This window comes from Pasteurella atlantica (assembly GCF_963693435.1).
Taxonomy (GTDB): domain Bacteria; phylum Pseudomonadota; class Gammaproteobacteria; order Enterobacterales; family Pasteurellaceae; genus Phocoenobacter; species Phocoenobacter atlanticus.
Window position 1 is genome coordinate 2,180,385 of the sequence record NZ_OY856306.1, and the last position, 11,978, is coordinate 2,192,362.

11 protein-coding genes and 2 tRNA genes are annotated in these 11,978 nt (G+C 34.0%); 6 read left to right on the plus strand and 7 right to left on the minus strand.

The genetic code is table 11. The features are described 5' to 3' along the window. Positions 1–53: 53 nt before the first annotated feature. Positions 54–998, minus strand: a complete 945-nt coding sequence (mdh, locus tag U9966_RS09975) for a malate dehydrogenase (protein WP_211598328.1) — start codon at positions 996–998, stop codon at positions 54–56. Between the two features lie 202 nt (positions 999–1,200). Between mdh and argR the strand changes: the two genes are divergently transcribed. Together argR and U9966_RS09985 are read left to right on the plus strand one after the other, a co-directional pair. Then, positions 1,201–1,659: a transcriptional regulator ArgR gene (argR, locus tag U9966_RS09980; RefSeq protein ID WP_211598330.1), complete on the plus strand. Its 459-nt coding sequence runs from the start codon at positions 1,201–1,203 to the stop codon at positions 1,657–1,659. Positions 1,660–1,664: 5 nt separating this feature from the next. Then, a complete protein-coding gene (locus U9966_RS09985; RefSeq protein WP_306346420.1) occupies positions 1,665–2,561 on the plus strand; it encodes a TIGR01777 family oxidoreductase in 897 nt (298 codons plus the stop codon). A gap of 360 nt (positions 2,562–2,921) precedes the next feature. Here U9966_RS09985 and galE read toward each other — a convergent pair whose 3' ends face one another. Continuing rightward, positions 2,922–3,938, minus strand: coding sequence for a UDP-glucose 4-epimerase GalE (gene galE, locus U9966_RS09990; protein ID WP_306346421.1), 1,017 nt, complete (start codon positions 3,936–3,938; stop codon positions 2,922–2,924). 319 nt (positions 3,939–4,257) lie between these two features. Here galE and dcuC point away from each other — a divergent pair, with 319 nt between their 5' ends. Then, positions 4,258–5,604: an anaerobic C4-dicarboxylate transporter DcuC gene (gene dcuC, locus U9966_RS09995; RefSeq protein WP_306346422.1), complete on the plus strand. Its 1,347-nt coding sequence runs from the start codon at positions 4,258–4,260 to the stop codon at positions 5,602–5,604. Between the two features lie 137 nt (positions 5,605–5,741). Here the strand turns inward: dcuC and U9966_RS10000 are convergent. Both U9966_RS10000 and U9966_RS10005 read right to left on the minus strand, forming a co-directional pair. Continuing rightward, positions 5,742–5,818: transfer RNA gene (locus U9966_RS10000), tRNA-Arg, on the minus strand. A 15-nt stretch (positions 5,819–5,833) separates the two neighbouring features. Next, positions 5,834–5,910, minus strand: a tRNA-Pro gene (locus U9966_RS10005). 158 nt (positions 5,911–6,068) lie between these two features. Between U9966_RS10005 and folD the strand changes: the two genes are divergently transcribed. The 3 genes from folD (at position 6,069) to U9966_RS10020 (ending at position 8,307) form a co-directional block, all read left to right on the plus strand. Next, on the plus strand, positions 6,069–6,932 hold the full coding sequence (gene folD, locus U9966_RS10010) for a bifunctional methylenetetrahydrofolate dehydrogenase/methenyltetrahydrofolate cyclohydrolase FolD (protein WP_306346423.1): 864 nt from the start codon (positions 6,069–6,071) through the stop codon (positions 6,930–6,932). 119 nt (positions 6,933–7,051) lie between these two features. Further along, positions 7,052–7,465 (plus strand): hypothetical protein, encoded by a 414-nt coding sequence (locus U9966_RS10015; RefSeq protein ID WP_306346424.1) that lies wholly within the window; start codon positions 7,052–7,054, stop codon positions 7,463–7,465. A 14-nt stretch (positions 7,466–7,479) separates the two neighbouring features. After that, the gene (locus U9966_RS10020) at positions 7,480–8,307 is read left to right on the plus strand and encodes a ribonuclease E inhibitor RraB (RefSeq protein ID WP_306346425.1); all 828 of its coding nucleotides are present in this window, start codon (positions 7,480–7,482) and stop codon (positions 8,305–8,307) included. A 123-nt stretch (positions 8,308–8,430) separates the two neighbouring features. On the opposite strand, the gene U9966_RS10025 is transcribed toward U9966_RS10020, so the two are convergent. From U9966_RS10025 to glnS, 3 genes are all read right to left on the minus strand, one after another. After that, on the minus strand, positions 8,431–9,003 hold the full coding sequence (locus U9966_RS10025) for a VOC family protein (protein ID WP_306346426.1): 573 nt from the start codon (positions 9,001–9,003) through the stop codon (positions 8,431–8,433). Positions 9,004–9,127: 124 nt separating this feature from the next. Continuing rightward, on the minus strand, positions 9,128–10,129 hold the full coding sequence (locus U9966_RS10030; protein ID WP_306346427.1) for a YeiH family putative sulfate export transporter: 1,002 nt from the start codon (positions 10,127–10,129) through the stop codon (positions 9,128–9,130). A 57-nt stretch (positions 10,130–10,186) separates the two neighbouring features. After that, positions 10,187–11,854, minus strand: a complete 1,668-nt coding sequence (gene glnS / locus U9966_RS10035) for a glutamine--tRNA ligase (RefSeq protein WP_306346428.1) — start codon at positions 11,852–11,854, stop codon at positions 10,187–10,189. Positions 11,855–11,978: the final 124 nt, after the last annotated feature.

Here is an 11,978-nt window from a genome sequence, read left to right on the forward strand (position 1 = left end):
TCTTTTTGCAAATTTTGATCAAAATCTTACCGCTATCCATTTATTTCAAAAACTTATGCCATAAATTCTTCACCAGTAGCGATATCTTTATTTAACGTTTCTAACATTGCCTCTAATGCTGATTTTTCAAAATCACTTAATTGACCAATAGGCAATATTTCCTCAACACCATTAAGACCTAGAATAATAGGTTGTGCAAAGAAACGAGCATATTCGCCATCACCTTCTACATAAGCATAATCTAAAGCTTGATGTCCAGATAAACCTTTAATGACAGAAAGAGCAAAACGTGCTGCTGCTTGAGCCATTGAAAGGGTTGCTGATCCACCACCTGCTTTTGCTTCAACAACTTCTGTACCTGCATTTTGAATACGTTTAGTTAATTGCTCAACTTCTTCTGCTGTAAAGCTAATTTTCTCTTCAGCAGCCGTTGCTTGAGAAAGTAATGGTAAAATGGTTACACCTGAATGCCCACCAATTACTGGAACAGTCACAGTATCCACATCTTTTTTCTTTAATTCTGCAATAAACGTTTCAGAGCGGATAACATCTAATTCTGTTACTCCAAATAATTTTCTTTTGTCATAAACACCTGCTTTTTTCAATACTTCTGCTGCGATAGCAACGGTTGTATTTACAGGATTGGTAATAATTCCTACACAAGCGGTTGGACAAGTTTTCGCAACGTGCTCTGCAAGATTACGAATAATGCCTGCATTGATATTGAATAAATCTGAACGATCCATACCAGGTTTACGTGCTACACCCGCTGAAATTAAGACTACTTTTGCATCTTTTAATGCTTCAGTAGGATCTTCTCCCGCATAGCCTTTCACTTTTACTGCAGTAGGAATATGACTAATATCTACTGCAACCCCTGGAGTAACAGGTGCAATATCATATAATGCTAACTCTGCACCCTCTGGTAACTGTAATTTCAATAATAAGGCTAACGCTTGACCAATACCGCCTGCGGCACCTAATACTGTTACTTTCATAATAATGTCCTCTTTTTGTCAATTTAAATAATAACTGGTGACAGTCTAAAAAAAAGTAAGCAGAAATTCAAATACCAAAGTTAAATTTTGTGATTTTTCGCAAATTTTTTATAAAAAAGAGGTTTAAAATTGATTTAAATAGATAAAAACCACATAATTACCCAATAAATTCGATATATTGACATAATAAGGATCAACTACAGTGAAAAAAATGGATTCTCTTTCTGAAGCATTTAAATCATTATTACGTGAAGAAAAATTTAGTTCACAAAGTGAAATTGTTGTCGCGTTACAAAAACTTGGATTTGAGCATATTAACCAATCTAAAGTATCTCGAATGCTTTCTAAATTTGGGGCGGTAAGAAGACGTAATAGTAAAATGGAAATGGTTTACTATTTACCACCAGAACAAGGTATGCCAACAACATCCAGTCAGCTAAAACATCTCATTATTGATATTGATCATAATGCAGCTCTAGTCGTTATCAAAACAACGCCAGGAGCCGCACAGCTCATTGCATTACTATTAGATTCTATTGGAAAAGCAGAGGGAATTTTGGGTTCCATTGCAGGTGATGACACCATTTTTGTCACTCCAACGAACAAAACGTCTATTGAAGCGTTATCAAAAAATATTACGGCTCTTTTTGAAAAGGAATAACCATAATGAATATTTTTATGACAGGAGGTACTGGATTTATTGGAACAGCCCTTACTAAGCTTCTGTTATCAAAAGGACATTCCATCACAATTCTTACCAGAAAAAATTTAAGCGGGCACATTCCTGTTACTTTTTGCAAAAATCTTTCTGACATTAAAAATTTCAATCATTTTGATGCAATCATTAATTTAGCTGGCGAACCTATTTTTGATAAATATTGGACAAAAAAACAAAAAGAAGTTTTACTCAATAGCCGTATCAAAATGACTGAGCAGCTTGTAGCATTAATTAATAAAAGTGACCCTCCTCCAGCTATTTTTATTTCAGGATCGGCTACTGGTTTTTATGGTGATATTGTCAATAAATTGGTAAAAAAAGCAGATGAAGATACCGCTTGTGGACATTCTTTCACAGCACAACTTTGTCAACAATGGGAAGCGGTGACATCATCAGTCAAAAATACAAAAACTCGTCTATGCTTAATTCGTACAGGTTTAGTTCTTTCACCACAAGGGGGAATTCTCAAACGTATCTTACCTATTTATCGTTTAGGATTAGGTGGAAAAATAGGTAACGGAAAACAACACTGGGGCTGGATAAGTCTTGAAGATCATATTCAAGCTATATTATTTTTACTTGAAAATCCACAATGCTCAGGTGCCTTTAATTTAGTTGCTCCACAAATCATTACTCAAGCTGAATTTAATCAGCAACTGGCTCAACAACTACGTCGCCCTGCATTTTTTAATGTTCCTCAATTATTACTTAAATTAATACTGGGTGAACGCTCACAATTACTATTAGATAATCAACCCATTTATCCAACACGACTATTAAATCAAGAATTTAAATTTACTTATAGTTGTTTAAAAAGTTATCTAAATGCTTGTTTTGAAAAATAGTTTTGCACAGGTTAAAAAAGTCAAGTTTTTAATAGAAAAAATTTTTAATTTTTTTTATTAAAAAGACTAGAAATTTTGTAACTTATTGATTTATAAAAACAAGTCATTTTGCAATCAATCTAAGTAAGATCGTGACAAACCCTGATTATACCAAGCTCAAAAATCTTTTTAGGAAAGTATTCCACAGAGTTATCCACAACTTATGTGGATAGAAAAATTTACTGGATATCTATTCATATAACAAGAGAATTTATATACGTTTTTGTAACATTTACTCGTAATATCGCAACACCATATAAAAAATACTAAATTTATACATACAACTTGTTTTTACTCTTATCTAAGTTATTATTTCTTAAATTAAACACTATACCCATTTGGATTATTTTTTTGCCAATTCCACGTATCTTTCATCATTTGATTTAGATCTCGTGCTGTTTTCCACCCTAATTGCTCTAACGCTTTTTTAGGATCAGAATAACAAGTAGCAATATCTCCTGCCCGGCGAGGGGCAATTTTATAAGGTACTTGGATATTATTGGTTTGTTCAAAAGCGTTTACCATATCTAATACGGAATAACCCGTCCCTGTACCTAAATTATAAATATGACAACCTGCATCATTATGATGCTTTTGTAATGCTTTTAAATGTCCTATCGCTAAATCAACTACGTGAATATAATCACGTACACCTGTACCATCAGGCGTATTATAATCATCACCAAATACAGCTAATTGCTGTAATTTCCCTACAGCTACTTGGCTGATAAAAGGTAAGAGATTATTTGGGATACCATTTGGGTCTTCGCCAATTAAACCACTCTCGTGTGCACCCACTGGGTTAAAATAGCGTAAAATAATTGCACTAAACTGTGGGTATGCCTTAGCAGTGTCTTGTAAAATACGCTCTACCATATATTTTGAAGTGCCATAAGGATTAGTTGTACCGCCAACCTCACTCTCTTCTGTAATTGGCACAACTGTTGGATCGCCATAAACCGTTGCAGAAGAACTAAACACAAGGGTGTTCACATTTGCTTTAAGCATCTCTTCAACCAGCGTAATTGAGCCTGTCACATTATTTTGATAATAGTGTAACGGCTTTTGAACGCTTTCTCCGACTGCTTTTAGTCCTGCAAAGTGAATAACAGAATCAATTTTATTTTCAGTAAAAATTTGACGTAACATTGAACGATCTAAAATATCACCTTTATAAAAATTAACCGATTTCCCTGTAATTTGTTTAATTCGGTCTAAGGATATTTCTGAAGAGTTAGATAAATTATCTAAAATGATAATCTCTTTATTTTGATTTAACAGTTCAACAACGGTATGTGAACCAATGTAGCCTGCCCCACCAGTGACTAAAATTGCCATAATAGTTTCCTTATATTGTGTTTGTTAGCGGTTAGATTTGTATCATTTTTTGCAAATTATACTCTTTTTTACTTTTTAAAAATATAATCTGATATAAAAATAGTGTATAAAATTTAATTTTGTTAAATATTGGTTTTAGATGTTTTCGAGTTGTTAATAAATACTGTGAACTACGTCATAATAAATTAAAAAATAGTGATTTTTATTGATTATTCAACAAGATAAGTAGTGTGATTATGATAGTATTTATCTTGTGCTAATCGGCATATTAGAAAAATAAAATTTTAATTTCCCAATTAATACAAAGTAGAGGTTTAATATGGATCTTATTATAGGTTTAATTGCAATTGTTGCAGTGAGCTACTATGTTGTGAAAGGCTACTCTGCAACAGGGGTGTTAATGACAGTAGGGATTTTACTGTTATTAGCGAGTGTCATAATGGGCAAAGAAATTATGCCAGCAGGGAAATCAACAGGTACGCTTTATTTAGATGTGATTGAATATGTTAAATATTTACTGATGCATCGTGGTGGTGGCTTAGGAATGTTAATTATGGTACTTTGTGGTTTTGCTGCTTATATGACCCATTTAGGGGCAAATGATATGGTGGTAAAAATTGCATCTCGCCCATTGAAATACATCAACTCGCCTTATCTTTTAATGGTTGTTGCCTATTTCTTAGCCTGCTTGATGTCTTTTGCGGTTCCTTCTGCAACAGGGTTAGGAGTATTATTAATGGCAACTTTATTCCCAATTATGGTAAATGTGGGAATTTCACGAGGTGCGGCAGCATCAATCTGCGCCTCTCCAGCCGCTATTATTCTTTCACCAACCTCTGGTGATGTTGTGTTAGCAGCAGAAGTATCTAAAATGCCATTAACGGAGTTTGCATTTAGCTTTACCTTACCAATTTCAGTGATTTCTATTCTTTCTATTGCCGTTGCTCACTTCTTTTGGCAACGTTATTTAGATCGTAAAGAAGGATTTGTAGCAGAGCAGTTAGAAGTCTCAGAAATTGAAACTAAAGTACCTCCATTCTACGCATTATTACCTTTCACGCCAATTATTGGGGTATTACTTTTTGATGGGACATTTGCACCTAAATTACATATTGTGACTATTATCATTTTATGTTTTATCTTAGTCGCTATCTTAGATTTTATCCGTACTTTTAGTGCTAAATTTGTATATGAAAACTTAGAAATGGCGTATAAAGGAATGGCAGATGCTTTTTCTGGTGTGGTAATGCTCTTAGTGGCAGCAGGCGTTTTTGCTCAAGGGTTAAGTACGGTTGGCTTTATTAAAACCCTAATTACATCCGTTCAATCAATGGGTAGCGGTGGTTTCTTAATGATGATTACCCTTGCCCTTATTACAGCTCTTGCTGCGATTGCAACAGGTTCTGGTAATGCACCTTTCTATGCATTCGTGGAGCTTATTCCTCGTTTAGCGGTGCAAATGGGAATTAACCCTGCTTATTTAACCATTCCAATGCTTCAAGCTTCGAATATTGGACGTAGCTTATCACCAGTATCTGGCGTAGTTGTTGCGGTGTCAGGAATGGCAAAACTGTCACCATTTGAAGTAGTAAAACGTATTTCAGTACCAATGGTTGTGGGTTTAATTGTGGTGATTGCAGGAACAGAGTTATTAGTCGTTGCTTAGTCTATAAATAGCATTTTTAACGTAAAGGCGTTGTTATTGACAACGTCTTTATTATTACTCCACTTTCCAAATTATAAGACACCATAGCGGTTACATTTTAGTGAAAATTTGCAAAAATAATGAAGATAATATAGAAATGGCACGCCCTATTGGATTCGAACCAATGACCTACGGCTTAGAAGGCCGTTGCTCTATCCAACTGAGCTAAGGGCGCATTAAATAGGAGAAATGGTCGGCGAGATAGGATTCGAACCTACGACCCACTGGTCCCAAACCAGTTGCGCTACCAAGCTGCGCTACTCGCCGACAATGGACAGTATTATAGTTTCAGATTAAAATCAGTCAATCCTTTTTTATTAATTCCTTATTAGTCGCTTGATATTTATCCATTTTTATATTTATTACTTATCAAAGTCTCTATTTTTTGAGAGAATGCGTTAAGTAATATTAAAACAAGGTGCCCAATGACAGCTCAAATTATTTCAGGAAAAATAGTTGCTTCTAAAATCAAACAAAAAATTGCAAAACAAATCGATGGTTATATCAAACAAGGCAACCGTCCGCCTTGTCTCGCGGTTATTTTAGTTGGGTGTGATCCTGCTTCACAAATTTATGTAAAAAGTAAACGTAAAAGCTGTGAAGAGTTAGGTATTTTATCTCAATCTTATGATTTACCTGCCTCCTCCTCTGAATTGGAGTTATTAACTTTACTTTCACAACTCAATAATGACGATAATGTTGATGGTATTCTTGTTCAACTCCCTCTACCCAAACATATTAATTCCACTAAAATTATTGAAGCAATCTTACCCACAAAGGATGTCGATGGTTTTCACCCTTACAATATAGGTCGATTATGTCAACGAATGCCTACTTTACGTCCTTGTACACCTTATGGCGTAATGAAAATAATTGAATATATTGGACAAGATATTAAAGGGAAGCACGCAGTAATCGTAGGAGCATCAAATATTGTTGGTCGTCCAATGGCAATGGAGTTTCTCCTTGCTGGTTGCACAACTACTGTCACTCATCGTTTTACTGAAAATTTAGAGCAGTATATAAAACAAGCTGATATTTTAGTTGTTGCCGTAGGAAAACCTGAATTTATCTCTGGTGAATGGATAAAAGAGGGGGCAATGGTCTTTGATGTTGGCATTAATCGTTTAGAAAATAATAAACTAGTTGGAGATATTGAATTTGAAACCGCTTCACAAAAGGCGAGTTTTATTACTCCTGTTCCTGGTGGTGTAGGTTTAATGACAGTCGCAATGTTAATGCAAAATACATTGCTTGCTTATAAAACACATATTGGTGACCAAGGATAAGGGAAGAATTGTACTTTCCTTAAACATATGATCTAACAGTACCTATTTACTAAATAATCAATAGGTGTAAGACTAGATATATTTACTTTGTGGTTAAAACTCAAATTTAGAGGAATAAAATGAAACCGTTAAAATTATTATTTTGCTTATTACTCACCTCTTGTACCATAAAAGAAACTGCATATTCACCAATAAAAGACAACCATTCTCCACCTATATATTCAGGTTGTGAACAGTATGGAAAAGAACAACTAAAACGATGCTTTCAGACTAAAATATCTCAACATATTTATAAATACAGTGATACATTAAAAAGTTATGCTAGTGATAAGGAAGAGCCTATAAAAATAACTGTATTCTTTAATATTGAGAAAACTGGGATTGTAAAAATAACTTCTGTCAAACCTGAGATAATGAAGCAAGATATCGTTGATATTTTAAAACGATTACCCCCAATTAAACCTGCAATGAACAATAATAAACCTGTGACAGCAGAATTTAGATTACCGATTCGAATACAATTTAGTAAATAAATGGAAATTAAATTATGGAAATAAGAAAAGAAAATATTGAAAGAATTTTTAAGGTTCTTCAATTGCAAGGTGTTAATACAAAAATGCCATTTTTATATGGATATTTTTTTATAGATAAAAGCAAAACAAAGTTAAATCATTTTAAAACTTTATTAGTTGAAAAAGGCTATTTATTTGTTAGTAATTCTGAATGCGAAGATGGTAATTTTATTTTGCATATTGAAAAAGAAGAAACCCATTCAATTAGTAGCTTGATTGATCAACTTACCACTTTCAATAAACTTGCAGAAAAATACTCTGTTGAATGCTTTGATGGTTGGGATATGGGGAGTACGGATAAAACAAAACCCATAATTTCTGATGAAGACTTTCTGAAAATACTGTCTTCAAAACGAGTAGAAGAAGTTTTTAATCTTGGTATTGAATTATTAGAAAATAATATTTTTGACAAATCTATTTTAGCATTTGAAAAATGTATTGAAGAAAACTTTGATGTAGAGAACAGTTTATATAAACAATTTATTTGTTTTGATTACTTAGAAGAATATCAAAGGGCTATTTTTAATCTTAAAGAAATTTTAAAAGTAAACCCAAATCATTTTAAAGCTTGTTTCAATATAGCTGCTCTTTCTTATTATCTAGAAGATTACTCTACTTCACTTAAATTTTATCAAAAAGCTAATGAAATTGAAAAAAATAATGATGACGTTTTTTATGGAATTGCTGCATCAAATTTTTGTATGGGAGATATTGAATCAGCGAAAGAAAATTGTGAGATTGCTTTAAGATTAAATCCTAATAATGAAAATGCAAAAGAACTTTCATTATTTATTGTTCAATAATAAAAAAATCTATGGATTGTAATGAATATTTTATCACTTAAGTTAATTTGCTATACAAGGTTATGAGCGGTTATTTTCTTATAATTTTTTGCAAATTTTTAACCACAAGTGACCGCTTGTATTTTATTCAATTATCTTTTCAAGGGTATAAGGATGAACTTTAATACAGGTGTGATTTTCTTTTGAATTTACTAAACTGACTGCAATAGAGGGATTGGGTAATTGCTCCCCTTCGACTTTGGGTTCACTTATTTTTACTTTCAACTTATTATTTTGATGCCATAAAAAAGTTGTTTGAATACGTTCACACCATTGTTGCGTAGTTTCATTTTCCGCAAAAGGCATCACTATTTCAATATGTTCCCAGTTTTCTACGGAATAGGTTTTACCTTTTGGAAAAGGAAGTTCGATAACATTCACCTTTTGATTGACCATTATTAATGGCTCATTTAATTTTATAATATAAATCGGTCGTCCATTTACCACATTATCACTCATCACTTCACCACATTTAAGCAGTTGTTCAAGCCATAATTCCGCTGTTTCAAGCTGATTTACTCGCACTGCAATATGATCAATTTGATAATCTTTTAATGCAATTTGCATTATATGAGAAAGCTCGATAATTTTTTTCTCAAAGGTATGAAATTCATTAAGTAACGCTATATTTTGTTGAAATAGTGGGTGTTTTTGCATTTTTATTTCTAAGTGATTAAAGGATTATTGAATAATGGTATTCATAAAATAGAATTTAACAGATATTCAAGCGGTGACTTACAACAAACTTTTTGCAAATTTTTGAAAGAAAGTCACCGCTTACTTACCAGATATTCTGCATCATCACATTTACCATAAATCCACCCACCACAAGCCATATCAAAACAAGTGAACCTAAAATAAAGGGTTTTACCCCTGCCTGTTTTACAGCTTCTATACGAGTAGTTAAGCCAAGCGCTGACATTGCCATCATCAGTAAAATATTATCTAATAAAATCAATTTATCCACGAGATATTGGGGTAATAATCCGAAAGAGTTGAAAATGCCGACACCAATAAAATACACCGCAAACCAAGGAATAATTAATTTATTTTGGCTATTTTCTTTACTTAAAAAATAAGATAACCCAAATAAGAAAGGGGCAAGCATCATTACGCGGATCATTTTAGTAATCACGGCATTATCAGCGACCACAGAATTAATATTCTCCCCTGCCGCATATACTTGTGCAACTTCGTGAACCGATGAACCGATATAAATACCAAATTGGTGTTGGGATAAATACTCCGCCAAATAGGGATACATTATTGGGTATAAGAACATACTGATTGTGCCAAAAATGACAATCACCGCAATGGCTACCGCAACTTTATGAGATTCTGCTTTCACCACCGGCTCTGCTGCCATTATCGCCGCAGCACCACAAATACTACAACCTGTTGCGGTAAGTTGCACAATTTGTTTATCCATTTTAAGTAGATAAAGACCAATCCATAGAGTAATAAAAAAGGTACTGATCAGCATAATCGCATCACTTGTTATGGCATTTATGCCTACAGAATTAATATCTGTTAGCGTGATTTTAAAGCCATATAATACAATCCCTGCTCGTAACAATGTACCTTTTGCTAATATTACACCTTGATTGGTGTAGGATTCTATTTTTGAAAATAAGGTGTTGCCAATTAAAATACCCATAATAATTGCCAAAGTTAAAGCAGAAAAATGAGCTTGTATAAAAAATGTCGTGTCTGCTAACAAAGAAGAGAGCAAGGTTATTACTCCCACCAACAATAACCCTAACAATGTATTTTTATATTGCATTTTTCCCCTCTGATTTAATACCTATAAAGATAAATTACCCTATTATCAAACTGATGACTAAAATCCTTCTTTTAAGCTCACTGTTAAGTTAAAGACTAAGTGATCTTGTGAGCTATCTTTGCTGTCTAAGCAGTAGTAACCTTCACGCTCAAACTGATAACCTACGCCTACTTTTGTGTCCGCTAATGATTTTTCAACAAAACCATTTTTTACTACTAATGATTCAGGGTTTAAAACTGCTTCTACATCTTCTTCTGCACCTGGATTTGGTACGGTAAATAAGCGATTGTAAACTCTAAATTCTGCTGGTTTGTTGTTGGTTGCACTTACCCAGTGGATTACGCCTTTCACTTTGCGACCGTCTGCTGGATTTTTGCCTAAGGTTTCAGGATCGTAAGTACAGAAAATGGTAGTGATGTTGCCATTCTCATCTTTTTCTACACGCTCTGCTTTAATCACATACGCATTACGTAAACGCACTTCTTTACCTAACACTAAGCGTTTATATTTTTTGTTTGCTTCTTCACGGAAGTCTGCTTCATCAATATAAAGCTCACGTCCGAATGGCACTTCACGGCTACCCATTTCTTCATTTTGTGGGTGGTTTGGTGCATTTAAGATTTCTTCATCGCCGTCAAAGTTTTCAATAATGACTTTAACAGGGTTGATAACTGCCATTGCACGTGGTGCGTTGGTGTTTAAATCATCACGGATACAAGCTTCTAACGCACTGTATTCCACCACATTATCTTGTTTTGTGACACCGATACGGTGGCAGAATTCACGCAATGAAGCAGGGGTATAACCACGACGACGTAAGCCTGAAATCGTTGGCATACGAGGATCGTCCCAACCGTCTACGATTTTATCTTCCACTAATTTTAATAATTTACGTTTTGAAGTTAGCGTACCTTCTAAATTCAAACGAGAAAATTCGTACTGATGAGGTAACGGTCTTTCAATTGAAATATTTTCTAACACCCAGTCATAAATACGGCGGTTGTCTTGGAATTCAAGGGTACAAATTGAGTGTGTAATTCGCTCAATCGCATCAGAAATACAGTGGGTAAAATCGTACATTGGATAAATGCACCATTTATCGCCTGTTTGGTGGTGTGTTGCAAATTTCACACGATAAAGCACAGGATCACGCATAACCATAAATGGCGATGCCATATCTACTTTGGCACGTAAACACGCTTTACCTTCGGCAAATTCGCCGTTTTTCATTTTTTCAAATAAGGCTAAATTTTCTTCTACCGTGCGATCACGGTATGGGCTATTTTTACCCGCTTCGGTTAATGTACCACGATATTCACGCATTTCATCAGGCGATAACTCATCAACATAAGCTAACCCTTTTTCAATCAATTCAATCGCATAACCATAAAGGGCATCAAAATAATCTGACGCATAATGTGGTTCGCCTTCCCATTTAAAGCCTAACCATTCAACGTCTTGCTTGATTGAATCCACGTATTCCACATCTTCTTTGGTTGGGTTGGTGTCATCAAAACGTAGGTTACATAATCCTTTATAATCTTGAGCAAGCCCAAAGTTTAAGCAGATCGATTTTGCGTGACCGATATGTAAATAACCGTTTGGTTCTGGTGGAAAACGAGTATGAACTTGAGTATGTTTGCCTGACGCTAAATCTTCATCAATGATATGGGTAATAAAATTTGCTCTTTTTTCTGTTTCTGCTGTTAAACTTTCATTGCTCATTGGATAACCTTAAAATAAAAATAATCATTTAAAAATAATAATCTTGTTATTCTACACAATTTAATAATTAACTCAATCCATCTACCAACACAAGCGGTAAGATTTCATTAAAAATTTGCAAATT